This is a genomic window from Rhizobium sp. BK529 (assembly GCF_014194105.1).
In the GTDB taxonomy this organism is placed as follows: Bacteria; Pseudomonadota; Alphaproteobacteria; order Rhizobiales; family Rhizobiaceae; genus Rhizobium.
Genome location: NZ_JACIAU010000003.1, coordinates 462,621 through 481,161 on the forward strand (window position 1 = coordinate 462,621; position 18,541 = coordinate 481,161).

Sequence of the window (18,541 nt, forward strand, 5' to 3'; positions counted from 1 at the left end):
CGTGGGGATAAGATGACGCGGCGGCGTCAACAGTGCGCCGGCTTCTGATAGAGGGCGGTCAGGCGGCAATCGTCAGTATGGAAAAGCAATCACTTACAGGTAACCGATATGGTCGCCGAAAGGCACATCCTCGTCCAAATTGCCGGTGCCTATACGTTCGCTTTCGCCGGAGAGGCGTTCTTCGTCCGGGTTGACGTCATCCGCGTGCGGGTGCGCAGAATGATGATCGAGATGCCGATCTGCTGCCCGATCATCACCTTCGTCGACACGTTTGTGATCGCTAGCAGCGGCGTGATACTCGCCCTTTTTCTCTTTGCCGGCAGTGATCTCCGCCTGCCGTTCGGCAACCCAGGCATTATCGGGCTCGGAGCCGATGGAGGTGCTGTGATTTATATGGGTGGCCGAGGGAGCAGCGGTGGGCGCGGTGGGTGCAATCTTTTCGACCATTGAAGCTCCCTGATTTGTTGCCCCCCGGCCGATTGGTCAGGGCTCGGGCTTTCGGCGTGCCAGCGGATGTGCTGAGCATTGGTATTGTACTGATCACGACCTCTCGTCTCGGCGGATAGCGCGCCAGATCGGACCTGCGACATCACTGGCATAGTATCCAGCCATGACACAGGCAATACCTGCAGAGGAAATGCAGCGGAAGCTAAGCTGATCGGCCCGTGGATGCGATTGCTCGGTGGCAATTAGCCTGCGGTTGACGACTTCTTCTTCCTCTTCTGGAACCGTACCGGAACGCTATCAACAAAAGCTCCTGATATGGATGCTCTGCTAACCGTCGTAAAACTCCGACAGAGTGTTATAAGCCAAGACGACTGAATTCTGCTTCGAGGAATGCCATGCCCCAACCCGTGCTGTTTTCGCCTTTCGCTGTACGCAATATCGAGCTCGTCAACCGCATCGTGATCGCGCCGATGTGCCAGTACTCGGCCGTCGACGGCTGCATGACGGACTGGCATCTGATCCATCTTGGACAGTTGGCGCTTTCCGGTGCTGCGCTTTTGACGATCGAGGCGACTGCCGTCGTGCCGGAGGGGCGCATCACCTTCGCAGACGTCGGGCTTTATGATGATGCCTCTGAAGCGGCTATGGCTCGCACGCTTGAAAGTCTCAGGAAATGGTCCGACATGCCTATTGCCGTGCAATTGGCGCATGCCGGCCGCAAGGCCTCGAGCGAGGTCCCATGGCGAGGCGGCGGTCAGTTTCCACCAAACCATCCGAACGGATGGCAGACTGAGGCACCTTCCGCTGTTGCTTTTAATCCAAATTATGTGCCGCCGACTGCGCTGGACCGCGATGGCATGAAGCGCGTCCGCGATGCCTTTGCCGCTGCCGCACGGCGGGCCGCAAAGATCGGCATCGATGCCGTTCAGATCCACGGTGCTCACGGATATCTGCTGCATGAATTCCTGTCCCCCTTGTCGAACCAGCGAACCGACGAATATGGCGGCTCGCTGAAAAATCGGGCCCGGTTTCCGCTGGAAGTCCTCGATGCAGTCAAGAACGCCTTTCCCTCTGACCGGCCGGTGACGATGCGCGTTTCCGCCACCGACTGGGTCGAGGGCGGGCTGGACATTTCCGAGAGCGTCGAATTTGCTAGAATGTTGGAAGCACACGGTTGCGACGCCATCCATGTATCGAGCGGCGGCCTGCATCCCTCGCAGGCGATCCCGATCAGCCCGAGCTATCAGGTGCCGCTTGCCCGGGCGATCAAAGGCGCCGTCAAAATGCCGGTTGTCGCCGTTGGCTTGATCACTGAGCCAACGCAGGCTGAGGCAATCGTAGCAACCGGCGATGCAGACCTAATCGCGCTTGCCCGGGCCATCCTCTATGATCCGCGCTGGCCGTGGCACGCGGCCGCCGAGCTTGGCGGGCAGGTGAAGGCAGCCAATCAGTATCTTCGATGCCAGCCGTCGCAGTTCAAGACCCTGTTTGCGAAGTGATGCCTGGGTCGGATACTCGCACCATCGTGTGGAGGTCTCGGAGAAGCCCACCGGGACCATTCTCTGTTGCCGGATCAAGCCCGAGCTTCATCAGCCAGCACCACATGCTGAGCCGATGGAAAAGCGTATAGAGCCAAAGCGTCCGTCCTATATCGGGGTGATCGACAGAGCCGTAACCTTCGAGGATGGGCTTGTAGCTGCGTGGGTCTTCATGTGCCGAACAGAAAAGGGCCTTGGCAAGATCGAAGAACCTGTCTGCTGCCCGCGCATTGCCGAAATCGATGAGCCCGCTGAGCTGCAGCCTGCCTGAGTCGTTGCGTAGAGCCAGCACATTACCCTGATGAAAGTCATCATGGCAGAGGACGGCACCGCTGCTTTGCTGTAGAAGGCCGAAGTTCGCTTCTGACAGCAGCTGCAAACGGCGCCCAAGATCGGCATCGCCGCCCAAATCGCGGAAGCGCCGGAAAACGTCTTCGAACGCCGACGTCATATAATCCGCATTCGTCGGCATCGGCCTGTTGATCCCGTAGCCGAGAAGATAGCCATAGGCTGGCATCGACATTGCGTGAATGTTTCTCAGCAGCGCGCCCATCTGACGATAGGCTTGCTCGATATCCGTCTCGGCCATCCAGTCGCGCAACGAGCGGCCGGGCAGGAGGGGCAACAAGGCGTAGCGCAATGGCAAGAGGCTTCGCGACTCGTCGATCTCCAGCCACTTTGGCGCTAGCGGCGTCAGCTTCCTGATCCAACCTGCCACAAGTTTTTCGTTCGCCGGTCCCCATTCGGGGTCGTCAGGATAAATCTTGAGGACCAGCGGTTCGTAGTCAGCGTTGGCAAGGTCGATCCTGTAAATTTCCGTGCTGCCGCCATGAAGACGAGCAAAGCCGCCGGCGACTAAATCCGCATCAAGGTTTTGGACGATCTGCTGAACGGCCTTCGTATCGAGCTCTAGGGTTGTCCTTCTTTCTGGTGCCATGTCTAAAGCCCTTGCGCGATTTTGAGAGACGCCGGAAATTGTGAGGCGAAACGCCGACCGGACGGCGGACAGGGCGAAATTCGGCTCAGAGTGCTTTGACCTGTCTTGCCGGTCAATCTCATTCCGCAGAGATTATGCGGTAGCAGGCGAGTTGCCTGAAGTCGCAATGTGTCTCATCAAAGATCGATGCCGCTGCTGTGCGGGCTGGCGATCATTGAGCCGAGTACCCATATAGGCGTCAGCGAAGCGCACCTGACAACTCCCGTCCATCTCGCGCATTGGAAAGGACATCTCTATGACAACAGAACGTGCAGTACTTGCTGGCGGCTGCTTCTGGGGAATGCAGGACCTAATTCGACGTTTTCCCGGCGTTATTTCAACGCGCGTGGGTTATACCGGAGGCGAAGTCCGTAACGCAACGTATCGCAACCATGGCAATCATGCCGAAGCGATAGAGATCATCTTCGATCCGCAAAAGACGAGCTATCGCGACATCCTGGAGTTTTTCTTCCAGATCCACGACCCGACTACCGTCAACCGCCAGGGCAACGACATTGGCACGAGTTACCGGTCGGCGATCTTCTATATGGATGAAAACCAGCGGCTGACAGCCGAAGATACGATCGCCGATGTCAATGCTTCTGGCCTTTGGCCGGGCAAGGTAGTGACCGAAGTCGTTCCCGTCGGCGACTTCTGGGAAGCCGAGCCTGAGCATCAGGATTATCTCGAACGCATTCCGAATGGCTATACATGCCATTTCGTTCGTCCGGGCTGGAAACTGCCGAAGCGGCAGAACGTCGCCTGAGTCCACGCTCTACGCGTTAAATTGACCGGATTTTGCCAGCGGTGGCCTCCTCGGCCGCCGCTTTTCTTTTGAAACTGCTCGGTTTGATTGCGGACTTTCGACATTCCCAGTCCGTCATCTGCAGGACCGCCGGACTCGTGCATTTGTCCGCCGACAATACTGATATCGTGTGGTATCGTCGTGTAGAATAGATGGGATTATCGATACGCTTAAGGCAGGAGCCGCGTATGACTCGCGACACGCCAATCGATAAGCAAGGGCAGTCTATACATATCTCGGCGAGCGACAGCCGCTCCCCAGAAAAACACGGTGAGCGTCGGGTGGTCACCGCGCTTTGCTATGACCTGGTCGGCTCCACGAACCTTTTCAATCTGATGGATATCGAGGACTATCAGGATCTGATGGCCGCCTTCCTTCAGGCGGCGCGTCAATCCGTTATCGCGCATTCCGGCGTCATCCGGCTCGAAGCCGGGGATGGTGGAGTGGCTCTCTTTCCAATCGAGCTCGGACCGCGGGATGCAGCGTCGGCAGCGATCCGAGCCGGTCTTGGAATCGTAGAAGCATGTCAGCGCCTCGGCCGGGATCTCGCTCGCGAAGATCTGCAGGTGCGTGTGGGCGTCGCGACCTCGGTTGCCCTGATCCGAGACGCGCAGGTGCAGAACTGGATACATGAGCCCGTCACAGGTGCCGCACTCGCTCTTGCGACACGGCTGGAGGCCGCTGCCCAGCCAAACACCGTGCTGGTTTCGGACGAGACCCGAAATCTCGCTGGTCGCTCGCACGCCTTCATATCGGAAGGCACACGCCTGTTAAAAGGCTTCTCGGAGCCGGAAAATGTCTGGAGAGCGATCGGCCATAAACGGGAAGTCGACCGCTTCCACGCATTCGGGAGGCTGGACGGTACCTTCGTCGGTCGTGTCAATGAGCTGGAACGGGTCAGGAGGGCCTGCGACGCTGCCGCAGGCGGCAAGGGCGGTGTGCTCGTCATCAGTGGCGAGGCTGGCATTGGCAAATCGCGGATGCTTCGGCAGGTTCGGCGAATGATCCATGCGCAGCAAGCAAAATCGCTGCTCTTTCAATGTCTGCCAGGAGGATCTCGCTCGACGCTTCACCCATTGCTGAACAGTTTTCCGCAGCGCCGTCCGGATGACGCCGGCGGGCGGCTGACAATAGATGCGGTCGCCGCCCAGTTCGCGCGTCAGGGCATCCATGACGCTGAAGTCATCGGCATTTTTTGCCATCTGCTTGGTGCGGAGGGACGCAATGAAGCTCTTTCCGACAGTTCCCTCAGGACGATACAGCAACGTGCACGGCAAGCGCTGTCAAAGGCTTTGAGCACCATTTGCGCGCAAGCGCCGCTGGTCATTGCGGTTGAAGACATTCACTGGATCGATCCGACCTCGGAGCATCTTCTTCGCGAGGCGGCACGGCTTGTGCCGACGCTTCCCGCCCTTCTGATTGTTACATGCCGACCGGGCTCTTATGCCGGCATGTTCGATGAGGTTGAGGCGGAGCATATTTCGCTCGGCCCGCTCAATCACGATGAAACGCTGCAGGCGATTGCCGCGCGCTGGCCGAAGGACCGCCAGGACGTGCTGCCGCAACTGCTCGAAGTAACTGAGCGCATATCCGGCGGCGTGCCGCTTTTCATCGAAGAGATATGCCAGTGGGCGTCCGAAGCCGCCTCTGAGGATGCGATGCGCGCAGCTCCGAATACGTCGCGCAACCATGTTTCCGTTTTCGAGGGGATATTGGACTCGCGGCTCGAAAAACTGGGTTCGGCCAAAGATGTGGTGCGGGCTGCAGCTGTCGCCGGTGATCGCTTTACCGTTTCGCTGCTTCGCGAATTATTGCCGGATGCGAGCAGGAGATCCCTTCTGCATGCCGCCGAGACTCTCTGCGAGACCGGATTTTTGACCCGCATGCGTGCCCATGGCGGCGTCGCATACGGCTTTCGTCATGCTCTTATACAGGAAACGATCTATAACGGCCTTCTCAAGACGCAACGACAGCTTTTTCATCGCCGTCTGTTCACGGCAGCAAACAGCAACCGCTCGATCGCCAACTGGCTGGATGCGGGTGCGCTTGCCCAGCATGCTGAGTCTGCAGGCCTTCGCGAACATGCGATCTCGCTGTTCGTAACGGCAGGAAAGGAGCATGCCAGCCGTTCCGCCATGGTGGAGGCGCGCCACCATTTCGAACGCGCCCTGGCGCTGTGCGAGGCCATGCCCGAAGGTGTTGGCGATGGATTGTACCTCTCTGTTTTGACCGAGCTTGGACCACTCCTGACAGCAACCGTCGGGCCTAACTCGGCGCCGGCGAGAACCCTTTACGAGAAAGGCGTCGAGATCGCCCGCCGCCAGCCGAAAGAAGATCAGCCCAAATGGTTTCCGGTCTATTGGGGCTGGTGGCTGACGGGGCAAAACTTCATGGAGATGCACAGCCGCGCCCGCGAAGTTCAGGTAATGCTGTCAGGAGTTGACGATCGCGAGGTCGAGCTGCAGGTCAATCATTCGATCTGGGCGATAGAGTTCAATGTCGGACGGCAGCAGGAGGCACAAAATGCGGTACGGGTCGGGCTTGCGCTTTACGATGAAGAGGCGGCGAAAGCGAGCCGCAATGCCTTCGGCGGCCATGACGCGAAGGTATGTGGTCTCGGACAGCTGGCCTTGTCCCTTTGGCTGACGGGCCAAACAGAGGCCTCCAGCAAGGCTCTTGCCGACATGGTCGCCTTTGTGGACAGCATCGCGCATATGCCGAGCAAGGCGCACTCGCTGGATACGGAGGCGGTGTCGGCTTTCTATCGCAACGACCATGTTCGCCTGATCGAGATTTCCGGCAGGATGAGCGATTTTGCGAAAAAGCACGAACTGCAATCCCTGTCGGCATTGGCCCTGCTCTTTCAGGGATGGGCAACTGCGCATGTTGAAAACCTGTCTCGCGGCCACGAGATGTTCCGTCAAGGCCTGGCGCTTCTGAGGGAGCTCGGGACAGTCGCGGATCTGCCAATCTATCTCTACATGCATGCGACCATGCTCGGCCGTGCGCATAAGTACCAGGCGGCGATAGAGGTCGTCACCGACGCTATCCGTGAAGCGAGGGCGACAGGCCATGCTTATTGGCTTGCCGAGCTTCACCGCCGCCGCGCGCTGCTACTATCGAGCGGAAAGGCGGAGAAGCCGGCCGTTCTTGCGGATCTGAGGACAGCGATTACCATAGCCGAGGAACAGGGTGCGGTCGCCTTACTGCATCGGGCGCAGAGGTCAGTGAAGGAGCTCGGCCTTGCAGGCGAGTTCTGAAGTCTCCTGCACAGACACGACTGAAATGCTCGCGGCATTTTATGCCGGGATCAGAGACGGGAGCATGTCCGTGCCCTCTCAATCGGACATCGAGGATACCGAGGCTTATTTCCGTTCTCTGCTGCCGCTCTGCCGTAGGGCGAGCATCACACGTATCGGCGATCTGACCGGTCTCGACCGGATCGGGTTTCCGGTCATCCAGGCCATACGACCGGCGGCGTTATCGGAAGTCACCTCGCTCGGCCGCGGGATGTCCAGAATATCTGCCGCAATCGGAGCGATCATGGAATCGCTCGAGCGTTTCTATGCCGAGGCGATCCAACCCTCCCGTGTTTTCCTGTCCACCGCAGAAGAGTTGATAATCGGAGCCAACTGCTTCGATGGTTTCTGCCTCCCCGCAACTCGCCTGAACTGGCGTGACCGCGAGACCGCCTGGATCATGGGTGTCGATATGGCAACAGGCGCTACGGCGCCCGTTCCATTCGAGCTTGTGCACACGATCTACACCGATCCGCCGCCGGCCAGTGACGGCGTGTTCCTGCGCACCACGACGGGCCTTGCCTGCCACCGGTCAGACTTCGGCGCGTTACTGCATGGGCTCCTGGAGTGCATAGAACGCGATGCGATCGCCCGGGCATTCGAAACTCATGGATTCATGGACCGGATGAGGCTGCCGGTGTCAGGATTGGGTGCCGCAGTCCAGGATATTCTGTCACGCCTCACCGGGTTCGGAATATTGGTTGCCTTCTGGTTTGCGCCTTCGCCGGCAGGGATTCCGGTCGTCTGGTGCCAGACGATCGAGTCCGGCGAAGGCGAACCTATGTTGGCCCTTCCGACGGAGGGCTATTGTGCTGGTCTCGATCTGCAGAAGGCGGCGTTCGGCGCGCTGCTGGAAGCACTGGCGGCCCGGGCCGGCGCGATATCCGGCGCACGAGACGATCAAACGCGCAGACATTATGCAAGGCGAAGCGAGACCATGCTGGCCGACGCCCGCAATCTGATCCTTGGCGAAGCTACGACATCGGGCGATTTTGCAGGCGCATTGCCCACCATCACCGATCTCGCCGATCTCGTGGAAAAGATCGTTGACGCCGGACTGGGACCGGTTCTCGCCGTTCCGATCGCTTCGGAGGACGATCCGAATGTGCATTGCGTGCGAACGGTCCTTGCAGGCATGCGTGCTTTTGCGGTCGAGCGGTGAGGGCGAGGGATGGATCAGAGCGAAACCGGTCCAATCCTGGTTTTCCTTGGCCCCACTCTCCGCTTGCCGGATGCCCGGAGCATTCTCGACGCCATCTACCTGCAGCCTGTTTCTCAGGGGGATATCATTCTCGCCGCTCACGCATTTCGCCCGAGAGCGATGGTTTTGATAGACGGTCTTTTCGAGGACAGACCGGCCGTCCGTCACAAGGAAATTCTCTGGGCGCTGTCGCAGGGTATCGTAATGATCGGTTCAGCGAGCATGGGTGCGCTTCGCGCCGCCGAGCTGGATCTATTCGGAATGATCGGCGTGGGTCTCATCTATCGCTGGTACAGGCGGTGGCCGCTCACGGCGGAAGATGCCGTCGCTGTCCAATGTGGTCCTCCGGAGCTCGGCTTCACGGCTTTGACCGAGGCGCTGGTCGATCTGCAGCGCAGTTTTAAGGTACTGTTTCGTCGCGGCCTGATTTCGAAAGCCGAGATGGATGCGGGTATTGCCGCAGCCAGGAGGCTTAATTTTCGTGAACGGTCCATTCGGAATGTCCTCGCTGCTGCACAATGGCCAGCAGACAAAGCGGCTCTGTTGCGCAGCCATCTGATCGCACAGAAGAAGGCTGATGCCAGCTTGGCGCTACGGCTGGCGCCCACCCTGACGAAACTAAAACCGGCAAAATTACCTTATACGTCAACCAATACTTTCCTGCGCGATCTGGAAGCAGGATCTATTGACATCAATTTAATTAGAAACTACTAATAATAGTAATTGCCATATAACTCATCTCATAGAGTAGTTGAGCTAATGGAATTGTATCCTGACATATCACTTAAGAAACCTGCGCCGGCGCTCGGAACGCGATGCTGGATATTTCCTCAGCCGCCTTTTATCCTTGGTTATGAGCAGCCGGACCGGATCTTGCTATCGATATCGCCCAACGAGATCGGTGATGGCCCTAGTGACATATTGATGTATGTCGCCGATCCGCTGTTCGACAAAGAACCCTATGGCTTCAACGATTTGCCGCCTTTTCGCGGCCCTCTGCGGCGGCCTGTCCAGCCAGGCCCGGACCGGCATTTTGACAGCCTGGACCCAAGATCACGTGATTATCTGGGTGTCCATGCCTATGCATGCGTTCATTTTGTTCTGGATGTCTGGCGCAATTATCTCGCGCGACCGCTGCGTTGGTTCTTTTCGGAATTCTATCCGAGGCTGGAAATCGTTCCCTTCGTCCGCTGGAACAACGCGCATGCGGGCTTCGGCTTTCTCGAACTCGGCTGTTCGGAAGCCGGCGGTGAACAATCGCCCTATGCATTGAATTTCGATACGATTGCCCATGAGATCGGCCACCTCGTCACGCTCTCGCAGACGGGGTTTCCACGCAACCCCTCCCGGGATGCGGATTTCTTTCCATTCTCCGAAGCGATCTCGGACAGCATATCCTTGATTTCGTTTTTGCATTTCGATTCCGCCATCGATCGGCTGCTGCGGCGGACGAAAGGAAATCTCCTGCTGTACAACGAGCTCAATCGCTTTGCCGAGACAAGCCCGGAGACCCAAATCCGCCTTGCAACCAACTTCCGACGAATGTCGGAAGTCACAAGCGAGGCTCATGATCGTTCGCTGCCCTTTCTCGGTGCGATCTTTGATACGATCGTCGAACTTTATCATCGGGAACTGGTGGCGAGTGGTTGCGCCGATCATCGTCTTCTCTCCGTCAGTCTTCGCGATCTGACGCAGGACGAGTTTGCCTGGTTTCGGCAAACGACAGCCGAAGCCTTTCGGGACAGACCGCTCTTCTTCAAGCTAGCTCTGATCAAGGCGAGGGACTCAGTCGGAGCGGCAATCGGTGCTGCGCTTCACAGACTTGATCCGGACACGATGCGTCTTGGGGACGCCGCGTTAGCAATCATCTCGGCTGCCGATTTACAGACTGCCGCACAATTAGAGGAAAACTTTGCATGGCGTGAAATCATCCGCTCGAGATGAGCCGGAAGAGGAGGGGGAAATGAGCTGCTGCTCTGACAAACCGTTTATTGGGACAGGCAATCTGCCGTTCAATCCGAGTGAGGTTCGTCTCTATGGACGAAAGGAACATTGTCCACCTGGCGATGCTCCGGATGGCACTGGCGAAACCGATGTGGATGGAATCAGGCTTAAAGTGGGTGACTGCTACATTCTGATCGATGCCGGGAAGGTCGACATAGTGAGCATCGGTGTGATCTACGGCTATGCCTATGAGGGGCACTGCTACAAACTCCCGAAGCCGCGGATCATGTATCTGCCGGTCGAGGCCGAGGAAATACAAGGGGATGATTGCGGTTACTCGAGCGCGCTTGGCTATTCCGTCTGGTCGCTGGACAAGCTCGAACGGGTGATCGCGCTCGACGTCCGCTCCGACGACATCAAGACACTGATCCTTGATGAGAACCTGCCCGGAAACCGTTCACCGCTCGCCTATGCACAAACGCAATCGCTGGCGCCGCAACGGCTCCGCGACTGAGGCGTCACAGGAATCCTACGATAGATCGACCATCTCAGAATGGAGACGACGGAGTATCGACAGCTTCGGCTTCAATCGAAAGTGCCTCGCCGATGGAATAGAAGTGGCCACCGGCGACATGGTGCAGGCTACGCCATTCCGGTCCGACGGTTTCAAAGTGCCAGTGTCCGTTTCTGAATACCTGGCCGTCGGCCCATGCCGTCGTGGCGTCAGCGATGAAAAGATCGTAGACCTCCTGGTTATCGGGCTCGACAATCAGTTCGCAGGCCAGCCAAGCTGAGCAGCCTTTGACGAACGGCAGATCATGTTCAGGCATGTCAAAAATCGACACTCCCGATTTCTGCGGCTTGTCCGGCTCCTCATAGAGGCTACGGTTACCGACTCCCGCGTCAGCGCGAGCTGAGCAACGGTCGGCACCTGTATCACGAAACGCGCGCTCGCCTCGATCAGCAAGCGCGTCTGGGCAATCTTGTCGACGACAACGGTGATCACGACACCGGACATTTGCCCGATCATGAAAGCCATAGACAGAGACGTCATCCGCGTCGAGCACAGCGGCAGGGAAAGAACGGCCCGACATCCGTCGGCGCGTTGCTATCTTTATATCGCGGGGTCTTCCGGCCTGCCTCACTTACTAGCCGCGAGTGTGGCATCCCACTTGAAGTGGTCGCCGTCCGACTGGATATGGCCGACACCGGGGAACGGGAAATGAGGGGCAAAGATGAGCTCTTGTGATTGGGCAAGCTTTTTCAGCGTCCCCATCCGGTTCGTTTCACCCGTGGCCGCATCGTTATCAAAGCCGATCGGCCATTCCGGCTTGGCCAACGACACAATGGAGCTGTGAGCCGTGTCGCCAATATCAATCATCTTCTCGTTCCCGGAGACAATCTGATAGCCGACGTGACCGGGAGTATGTCCCGGCAGGTCCGCCGAAGTGATGCCGGGGACGACTTCGGCACCCGGCTCGAATGTCTTAACGTGGCTGCCGATCGTCTTGACGAGATCGGCAAGCTTGTCGTTCTTTTTGGCAAACTCCCACTCGGCCGATGACATCCGTATGGTTGCGTTCGGGAAGGCGAGCTTACCGTTGCTGACCAGACCGCCGACGTGGTCGGGATGCGAATGGGTGATCAGCACATCGGTGACGTCCTCAGCTTTGTAACCGGCCTGCGAGAGGCTCTGCTGTAGCGCGCCGCCAGTGCCCGTATCGATCAGAACCAGATGCTCCGGCATCTTGATGAGCAGGGCGTCGACGCTCAGCGTCACACTGTCCGTCGGCGCGCCGGCGTCTTTCAGGACCTTGGCGGTCTCTTCCGGACTGTGACCGACGCCGAAGACCTTGCCATCGTTCGGCAACACGAACTGGGCGTCGTGCAAGGCAACGAGATCGAAGGACCCGAATTTGAAGGCCTTCGAATCCGGTTGCTGCTGCGGCATTTGAGCGAAAGCTGTGCTGGACAGCATGATGGCGCTCGCGGCGATGGCAAGGGATGCTCTGCGGATAGACATGATGGCGATCCTTTCGACGGGCTCTGAGGTAAAAGCGGCGATGCCCATTCATATGGCGCTTGGCCCGCAAGATCACCTCAAACTATCGTCAGCATTGACAGCCTGAGGCCGTATCTAGCGCCGGACGCCTCTTTTGGATGTCGATGAACAAAGATCATAGGTCTGGTGTCATGTGGAAGAACCCGGAAACTAGGCCGCAACACTAGACGTTGCCGATGCGGATTACCGACACGCCAGACCCGACAACTCGGATGACCCAAGCTTCGATCGGCATCGAACTATTCTTCGAGTAACTTCGCTATGGTTCCGGAGTCGAAACCTTCAGGAGGACGTCGTGAGATCCATCGAACCGAAGATCCTGTATTTCGGAACGCCAGTCGCCATCGTCAGTACGTTGAACGAGGACGGCAGCACCAATCTATCGCCAATATCCTCTTTCTGGACGCTCGGTTGGACGATGACGCTCGGCGTCCTGAAAGATGCGAAGATGGCAGAGAATCTCGAGCGGCATGGGGAGTGCGTTGTGAACCTGCCGTCGCCCGTCATGTGGGAGGTCGTCGAAAAGCTTGCACCGCTGACAGGCAAGGATCCTGTGCCAGAAGAGAAAACGAAACAATTTCGCACCGAGAAGGACAAGTTCGCCGCGGCAGGACTCACTCGCGTTGGGAGTGAAGTTGTCCGGCCGGTCCGTGTTCGCGAGTGCCCGATACAGATGGAAGCGAAAGTGATATCGATGCACGAGCTCGGCGGCCAGAAGATTGCGGTCTTGGGCGGCGGTCTCGCAGCGGTCGTCGAAGTCCTGAAGGTGCACGCCGATGAAGAGTTCATCGTCGATGGGACCGATCATCTGGCTCCCGACAAATGGTCACCGCTCGTGTACAATTTCCGCCACTACTATAGTCTCGCCGACAAGGAGCTCGGCAAGACCTTCCGGGCGTGATCGTTCTACTGGCTGGATGGTCGTAAGCCGGCCACCCGCGTGCGGCTGCCCCCACTGCTTCGACGGTCGCCCGGTATTCAATAACGCATGTCTCTCCGAAATCAGTTGCTGACAGGAGTTCAGCCTCCTCGCGGTTTTGACGATCAATGTATCCCTCTCGCCCAGCACTTGCTTGAGCTGCACGAGGCCCGTTCACCGGTTCGAAAGGACAGGCCGAACCACATTCATCAAATGCCGGCTTGACGTCCACCACGCTTTGAGAAATGCTAAGATGTCAGACCAATTATGCGTCGACTGCCTTAGAAAAGAACTTGGGGAACCATGAAGGCAAATGGTAGCGACAGGCCGGTGATCCGGCCGCTTCCGGCGATCGATCGCGCGCGTCAGGTGACGGATGCGCTGGCGCATTATGTCGAGGATGCCCGGCTTCAGGCGGGGGACCGGCTGCCGGCGGAGCGTGAGCTGATGGCGGCTCTCGCCGTCGGGCGGTCTACCATTCGTGAGGCGATCCGGCATTTCCAGGCCCTCGGCGTGATCGAGACGCGTAAGGGCAGCGGAACCTACCTGCTGAAACCGGTTTCCCGCGAGACCGTTCATATGCCTTTGTCGCTCGATACGACGCATTTGCGCGACGTGCTGTTGCAGACACTGGAGGTTCGCCGTGGCATCGAATGCGAGGCCGGCATGGTGGCTGCGCGCCGGCGCACAGCTAAGGACCTCATCGTCATCGAGGAAAAACTCGACGAAATGGAGCGGGTGCACATCGCCAAGGGCGCGTCCGGACCGGAGGATCTGGCCTTTCATCTCGCGGTCTACGACGCCACGCACAATCCGCTGTTCCGCCAACTTCTCGAACAGATGCGTGAGACCTTCGAGCGCTTCTGGGATCATCCTTTCGACCGGCAGGATTTTGCCCGCCGCTCCTTTCCCTTTCATCGTACCCTTTTCAACGCCATTGCCGCCCAGGACACCGAGGCAGCGCGGCGCGAGACAATGAAGATCCTCGACGTGGTCGAGGAAGATATCAAGGAAATGTCCCGATGACTGACGGCCTCGAACCGTTCGACCTTGCTTCGCTGATCACCGCTCACGACGAAGGCAACTTCGCCGAAGCGGTCGTTCCGCCGATCTTCCAGACATCGCTTTTCACATTCTCCGATTATGATGACATGATCGCCTCTTATCGCGGCGAAAAAGTACGGCCGATCTATACGCGTGGGCTCAACCCGACCGTGCGCATGTTCGAGGAGATGCTGGCAAAGCTCGAAGGGGCCGAGGATGCGCTGGGTTTTGCGAGCGGCATGGCGGCGATCTCGTCCGCCGTCTTGAGCTTCGTGGAGCCGGGCGACCGCATCGTCGCTGTCAAGCATGTCTATCCGGATGCCTTCCGGCTGTTCGGCACGATCCTCAAGCGCATGAAGGTCGAGGTGACTTATGTCGACGGTCGTGATGAAGAGGCGGTCGCCAAGGCGCTGCCGGGTGCGAAAATCTTCTACATGGAAAGCCCGACGAGCTGGGTGATGGAAGCTCACGATGTCGGCGCGCTGGCAGCCCTTGCCAGGAGACACGGCGTCGTCACCATGATCGACAACAGCTGGGCGAGTCCGTTCTTTCAGCGTCCGGTGACGCTGGGCATCGATCTTGTCATCCATTCCGCCTCCAAATATCTCGGCGGCCATAGCGACGTCGTTGCCGGTGTTGTTGCCGGTTCCAAGGAGATGATTGCCCGCATCAAGGCCGAATCCTATCCCTATCTCGGCGGCAAGCTCTCTCCCTTCGATGCCTGGTTGCTGATCCGTGGCCTGCGTACCCTGCCAATCCGCATGAGGGCGCATGAGGCCGCCGCCATGACGATCGCGCAGCGCCTGCAGGCGCTGGATACGGTCGAGCAGGTCTGCCATCCGGGTCTTGCCAACCGCCTGCCTGCCGGCCTCAACGGCACGTCGGGGCTGTTTTCCTTCATATTCCGCGAAGGTGTAGATGTCAGAGCCTTCGCCGATCACCTCAAGCTTTTCAAACTGGGTGTAAGCTGGGGTGGACATGAAAGCCTGATCGTACCGGGTGAGGTGGTGCTGCAGCAAAAGGCACAACCGAATTCCGCACAAGCCTTCGGCATCAGCCCGCGATCTGTGCGCCTCCATATCGGCCTCGAAGGAACCGAGGCCCTGTGGAGGGATATCGAGGAGGCGATTTCAGCCGCCTCATAACTGAAACCTCACAAACAACACCGGAGGGGAACCGAAAATGAAAAAGCTTATTCTCTCAACGCTCTTCGCCACGATGATGGCGGGCACGGCTTTCGCGGACACGACGCTGAAGCTCGTGGAAGTCATCACCAGTCCCGAGCGCACCGAAACTCTGAAGTCGATCGTCGCCAAGTTCGAAGCCGCCAACCCTGGCACCAAGGTCGACATCATCTCGTTGCCCTGGAACGAAGCCTTCCAGAAGTTTGCGACCATGGTCTCGGCCGGCGACGTGCCTGACGTCATGGAAATGCCCGATACCTGGCTGTCGCTCTATGCCAATAACGGCATGCTCGAAAGCCTCGAGCCTTATCTTGCAAAGTGGGAGCACACCAAGGAACTGACGCCGCGTGCGCTTGATCTCGGCCGCGACGTCAACAACACGGCCTATATGCTGCCCTACGGCTTCTATTTGCGCGCGATGTTCTACAATAAGAAGCTGCTTGCAGAAGCAGGTGTAAAGGAACCGCCGAAAACGATGGAGGAGTTCACCAAGGCCTCCGAAGCGGTTTCCAAGCTGCCGGGCAAATACGGCTACTGCATGCGCGGCGGTCCGGGCGGTCTCAATGGCTGGATGATCTTCGCCGCCTCCATGGCCGGCGACAACAAGTACTTCAAGGATGACGGCACCTCGACCATGAACAGCGAAGGCTGGGCAAAGGGCATCGAGTGGATGGTCGATCTCTACAAGAAGGGCTATGCGCCGAAGGATAGCGTCAACTGGGGCTTCAACGAGGTCGTCGCCGGGTTCTATTCGGGTACTTGCGCCTTCCTCGACCAGGATCCCGATGCACTGATCGCCATTGCCGAGCGCATGAAGAAGGACGATTTCGGCGTTGCTCCGCTGCCGAAGGGGCCGGCCGGCAAGTCTTATCCGACCATCGGTTATGGCGGCTGGTCAATGTTCACGACGAGCCAGAACAAGGATCTCTCCTGGAAGCTGATCGCTACGCTCGAAGGTCCTGAAGGCAATATCGAGTGGAACAAGAAGATCGGCGCTCTGCCGGCCTATACGGCAGCCGAGAAGGATCCTTTCTACGCTGGTGACCAGTTCAAGGGCTGGTTCGAGGAACTGGCCGACAAGGACACCGTGCCGACGGTCATGCCGACCTACCTCGAGGAATTCGCCTTCTTCAAGGATTCCATGGCAATCAAGACCTCGCAGCAGGCACTGCTCGGTGACATCTCCGCCAAGGACCTTGCCGACCAGTGGGCTGACTACCTTACCAAGGCCCAGCAGAAGTTCCTCGCCAAGAAGTAAGGCACAAATCGTAAACGGCGGCGGAGATCTTCCGCCGCCGCTCATGCAGCGACAGACGGCGCGGAAGCGCCGCAAGGGGAAGTACCGGTAATGACCATCACTGCCGACACGCTTGAGATGCCCCACGACCGCCGGCCATGGCTGCGCCGGCTGGCCGATGCATCGGAGCCCTATCTCTACAGCGCGCCGTCGTTGATTCTGATCATCGCGGTCATGCTGGTGCCGTTGGTGGTCGGCGTTTCCTATGCCTTCCGTGATATCCAGCTCCTTAATCCCTTCTCAGGCGGTTTCGTTGGGATGGAGCATTTCCGCGAGCTTTCGCGCGATAAAGCCTTCTATGGCGCGCTGCAGAACACGCTCTGGTGGACCGGTGCTTCGGTCATCCTGCAATTCTTCTTCGGCCTCGTCCTCGCTCTTCTGCTCGACAAGCCTTTCTGGGGGAGGGGTGTCGTCCAGGCGCTGGTCTTCCTGCCCTGGGCCGTGCCGTCCTTTCTCGCTGGCCTCAATTGGGCCTGGCTCTTCAATCCGGTCATCGGACCGATGCCGCATTGGCTCTTTGCGCTCGGGCTGATGGGCGAGCCGGGCAATATCCTCTCCGATCCGCAATATGCGATGTGGGGACCGATCATTGCCAATGTCTGGTGGGGCATCCCTTTCTTCGCGATAACGCTGCTGGCCGCCCTGCAGGCGATCCCGCGCGATCTCTATGAGGCGGCCTCGATCGATGGTGCCGGGTGGTTCCAGCGTTTCTGGTCGATCACCCTTCCGTTCCTGGCGCCGACGATCGCCATCACCGTCATGCTGCGCACCGTCTGGATCTCGAATTTCGCCGATCTCATCGTCGTCATGACCGGCGGCGGGCCGGCCGACAGAACCCAGATCGTTGCCAGCTACATTTTCACCCAGGCCTTCAAGCGGCTCGATTTCGGCTATGCCTCGGCGATTGCGCTGGTGCTGCTGGTACTGCTTCTCGCCTATTCCATGCTGATCATCCTGCTGCGGCAGAGCCTGCTTGCCAGGGATTGAGCCGATGAGACGATCCATTCTCTCCACTGTCGCGCACCGCTTGGCGATCCTCGTCTATGTTATCTTCGCGCTCTTTCCGCTCTTCTGGCTCCTGAAGGTTTCGGTCACGCCGAACGACCTGCTCTACACAGAGGGCGTGCGCATGTGGCCGTCGCGGACCACATGGGAACACTATAGCTTCGTGCTGCAGCACAGCGCCTTTCCGACCTTCTTCAAGAACAGCGTCATCGTCTCGGCCTCTACCGCGGTAGCGGTGACGATCTGTGCGTCGCTGTCGGGTTATGCGCTGTCGCGCTTCAATTTTCGGGCAAAATACTGGATCGTGGCGCTGATGCTGCTGACCCAGATGTTCCCGCTCGTCATGCTGGTCGCGCCGATCTTCAAGATCCTGTCGCCGCTGCACCTGACGAATAGCCTGACCGGCGTCGTGATCGTCTACACTGCCTTCAACGTGCCCTTCGCGACCTTCCTCATGCAATCCTTCTTCGATGGCATTCCGAAGGATCTCGAGGAAGCGGCAATGATCGACGGCGCCACCCAGTTTACGGCCTTCCGGCAGATCATCCTGCCGCTGACGCTGCCGGGCATTGCGGCAACCCTTGGCTTCGTCTTTACGGCGGCCTGGAGCGAACTGCTCTTTGCGCTGATGCTGATTAACGGCAACGACGCGGCGACCTTCCCGGTCGGCCTTCTTACTTTCGTCTCCAAATTCTCCGTGGATTTCGGACAGATGATGGCGGCAGGCGTCATGGCGCTCATTCCGGCCGGCCTCTTCTTCCTGCTTATCCAGCGTTATCTCGTTCAGGGCCTGACGGCCGGCGCGGTCAAGGGTTAGTCA

At 58.6% G+C, this 18,541-nt stretch carries 16 protein-coding genes and 1 pseudogene; 13 read left to right on the plus strand and 4 right to left on the minus strand.

Annotation, left to right across the window (positions count from 1 at the left end):
- Positions 1-93 precede the first annotated feature (93 nt).
- Positions 94-447 (minus strand): hypothetical protein, encoded by a 354-nt coding sequence (locus tag FHX08_RS22165; protein ID WP_132656726.1) that lies wholly within the window; start codon positions 445-447, stop codon positions 94-96.
- A gap of 395 nt (positions 448-842) precedes the next feature.
- Here FHX08_RS22165 and FHX08_RS22170 point away from each other — a divergent pair, with 395 nt between their 5' ends.
- Positions 843-1,946 (plus strand): NADH:flavin oxidoreductase/NADH oxidase, encoded by a 1,104-nt coding sequence (locus FHX08_RS22170; protein WP_132656727.1) that lies wholly within the window; start codon positions 843-845, stop codon positions 1,944-1,946.
- Here the strand turns inward: FHX08_RS22170 and FHX08_RS22175 are convergent.
- Complete coding sequence (locus tag FHX08_RS22175; protein ID WP_132656728.1) at positions 1,924-2,922, minus strand: aminoglycoside phosphotransferase family protein; 999 nt, start codon at positions 2,920-2,922, stop codon at positions 1,924-1,926. The genes FHX08_RS22170 and FHX08_RS22175 overlap by 23 nt on opposite strands.
- Before the next feature lie 295 nt (positions 2,923-3,217).
- Here FHX08_RS22175 and msrA point away from each other — a divergent pair, with 295 nt between their 5' ends.
- The 6 genes and pseudogenes from msrA to FHX08_RS31965 all read left to right on the plus strand — a co-directional run.
- On the plus strand, positions 3,218-3,727 hold the full coding sequence (gene msrA, locus FHX08_RS22180) for a peptide-methionine (S)-S-oxide reductase MsrA (RefSeq protein ID WP_132656729.1): 510 nt from the start codon (positions 3,218-3,220) through the stop codon (positions 3,725-3,727).
- Between the two features lie 227 nt (positions 3,728-3,954).
- A complete protein-coding gene (locus FHX08_RS22185) occupies positions 3,955-7,026 on the plus strand; it encodes an ATP-binding protein (RefSeq protein WP_132656730.1) in 3,072 nt (1,023 codons plus the stop codon).
- Between the two features lie 64 nt (positions 7,027-7,090).
- Entirely contained in the window at positions 7,091-8,227 is a 1,137-nt protein-coding gene (locus tag FHX08_RS22190) for a YcaO-like family protein (protein ID WP_245508347.1), read from the plus strand.
- A 9-nt stretch (positions 8,228-8,236) separates the two neighbouring features.
- The gene (locus tag FHX08_RS22195; RefSeq protein WP_132656731.1) at positions 8,237-8,980 is read left to right on the plus strand and encodes a TfuA-like protein; all 744 of its coding nucleotides are present in this window, start codon (positions 8,237-8,239) and stop codon (positions 8,978-8,980) included.
- Positions 8,981-9,025: 45 nt separating this feature from the next.
- Positions 9,026-10,210, plus strand: coding sequence for a hypothetical protein (locus FHX08_RS22200; RefSeq protein WP_132656854.1), 1,185 nt, complete (start codon positions 9,026-9,028; stop codon positions 10,208-10,210).
- A 202-nt stretch (positions 10,211-10,412) separates the two neighbouring features.
- Positions 10,413-10,724: pseudogene (locus FHX08_RS31965) on the plus strand (hypothetical protein); the annotation flags it as partial.
- Between the two features lie 34 nt (positions 10,725-10,758).
- On the opposite strand, the gene FHX08_RS22210 reads toward FHX08_RS31965, so the two are convergent.
- Positions 10,759-11,304: a hypothetical protein gene (locus tag FHX08_RS22210; protein WP_245508349.1), complete on the minus strand. Its 546-nt coding sequence runs from the start codon at positions 11,302-11,304 to the stop codon at positions 10,759-10,761.
- A gap of 47 nt (positions 11,305-11,351) precedes the next feature.
- On the minus strand, positions 11,352-12,233 hold the full coding sequence (locus tag FHX08_RS22215; protein ID WP_132656732.1) for an MBL fold metallo-hydrolase: 882 nt from the start codon (positions 12,231-12,233) through the stop codon (positions 11,352-11,354).
- Positions 12,234-12,567: 334 nt separating this feature from the next.
- Between FHX08_RS22215 and FHX08_RS22220 the strand changes: the two genes are divergently transcribed.
- The 6 genes from FHX08_RS22220 to FHX08_RS22245 all read left to right on the plus strand — a co-directional run bounded on the left by FHX08_RS22220 (position 12,568) and on the right by FHX08_RS22245 (position 18,538).
- Positions 12,568-13,173 carry a flavin reductase family protein gene (locus tag FHX08_RS22220; RefSeq protein WP_207896888.1) on the plus strand — a complete coding sequence of 202 codons (606 nt, stop codon included), beginning with the start codon at positions 12,568-12,570 and terminating at the stop codon, positions 13,171-13,173.
- Positions 13,174-13,494: 321 nt separating this feature from the next.
- Positions 13,495-14,217 carry a FadR/GntR family transcriptional regulator gene (locus tag FHX08_RS22225; protein WP_132656734.1) on the plus strand — a complete coding sequence of 241 codons (723 nt, stop codon included), beginning with the start codon at positions 13,495-13,497 and terminating at the stop codon, positions 14,215-14,217.
- On the plus strand, positions 14,214-15,380 hold the full coding sequence (locus FHX08_RS22230) for a PLP-dependent transferase (protein ID WP_132656735.1): 1,167 nt from the start codon (positions 14,214-14,216) through the stop codon (positions 15,378-15,380). The genes FHX08_RS22225 and FHX08_RS22230 overlap by 4 nt, the downstream gene beginning before the upstream one ends.
- Positions 15,381-15,417: 37 nt before the next feature.
- Positions 15,418-16,677, plus strand: coding sequence for an ABC transporter substrate-binding protein (locus tag FHX08_RS22235; protein ID WP_132656736.1), 1,260 nt, complete (start codon positions 15,418-15,420; stop codon positions 16,675-16,677).
- Between the two features lie 90 nt (positions 16,678-16,767).
- Positions 16,768-17,703: a carbohydrate ABC transporter permease gene (locus tag FHX08_RS22240; protein WP_132656737.1), complete on the plus strand. Its 936-nt coding sequence runs from the start codon at positions 16,768-16,770 to the stop codon at positions 17,701-17,703.
- Positions 17,704-17,707: 4 nt separating this feature from the next.
- Positions 17,708-18,538, plus strand: a complete 831-nt coding sequence (locus tag FHX08_RS22245) for a carbohydrate ABC transporter permease (RefSeq protein ID WP_132656738.1) — start codon at positions 17,708-17,710, stop codon at positions 18,536-18,538.
- Positions 18,539-18,541: the final 3 nt, after the last annotated feature.

What these genes read in the sequence shown, in the direction of transcription:
- FHX08_RS22210 (WP_245508349.1), bottom strand. Translation starts at nt 11,304, where the DNA reads ATGTCGGGCCGTTCTTTCCCTGCCGCTGTGCTCGACGCGGATGACGTC.
- FHX08_RS22170 (WP_132656727.1), top strand. Translation starts at nt 843, where the DNA reads ATGCCCCAACCCGTGCTGTTTTCGCCTTTCGCTGTACGCAATATCGAG.
- FHX08_RS22240 (WP_132656737.1), top strand. Translation starts at nt 16,768, where the DNA reads ATGACCATCACTGCCGACACGCTTGAGATGCCCCACGACCGCCGGCCA.
- FHX08_RS22225 (WP_132656734.1), top strand. Translation starts at nt 13,495, where the DNA reads ATGAAGGCAAATGGTAGCGACAGGCCGGTGATCCGGCCGCTTCCGGCG.
- FHX08_RS22185 (WP_132656730.1), top strand. Translation starts at nt 3,955, where the DNA reads ATGACTCGCGACACGCCAATCGATAAGCAAGGGCAGTCTATACATATC.
- FHX08_RS22175 (WP_132656728.1), bottom strand. Translation starts at nt 2,922, where the DNA reads ATGGCACCAGAAAGAAGGACAACCCTAGAGCTCGATACGAAGGCCGTT.
- FHX08_RS22230 (WP_132656735.1), top strand. Translation starts at nt 14,214, where the DNA reads ATGACTGACGGCCTCGAACCGTTCGACCTTGCTTCGCTGATCACCGCT.
- FHX08_RS22195 (WP_132656731.1), top strand. Translation starts at nt 8,237, where the DNA reads ATGGATCAGAGCGAAACCGGTCCAATCCTGGTTTTCCTTGGCCCCACT.
- FHX08_RS22245 (WP_132656738.1), top strand. Translation starts at nt 17,708, where the DNA reads ATGAGACGATCCATTCTCTCCACTGTCGCGCACCGCTTGGCGATCCTC.
- msrA (WP_132656729.1), top strand. Translation starts at nt 3,218, where the DNA reads ATGACAACAGAACGTGCAGTACTTGCTGGCGGCTGCTTCTGGGGAATG.
- FHX08_RS22190 (WP_245508347.1), top strand. Translation starts at nt 7,091, where the DNA reads ATGTCCGTGCCCTCTCAATCGGACATCGAGGATACCGAGGCTTATTTC.
- FHX08_RS22165 (WP_132656726.1), bottom strand. Translation starts at nt 447, where the DNA reads ATGGTCGAAAAGATTGCACCCACCGCGCCCACCGCTGCTCCCTCGGCC.
- FHX08_RS22235 (WP_132656736.1), top strand. Translation starts at nt 15,418, where the DNA reads ATGAAAAAGCTTATTCTCTCAACGCTCTTCGCCACGATGATGGCGGGC.
- FHX08_RS22215 (WP_132656732.1), bottom strand. Translation starts at nt 12,233, where the DNA reads ATGTCTATCCGCAGAGCATCCCTTGCCATCGCCGCGAGCGCCATCATG.
- FHX08_RS22200 (WP_132656854.1), top strand. Translation starts at nt 9,026, where the DNA reads ATGGAATTGTATCCTGACATATCACTTAAGAAACCTGCGCCGGCGCTC.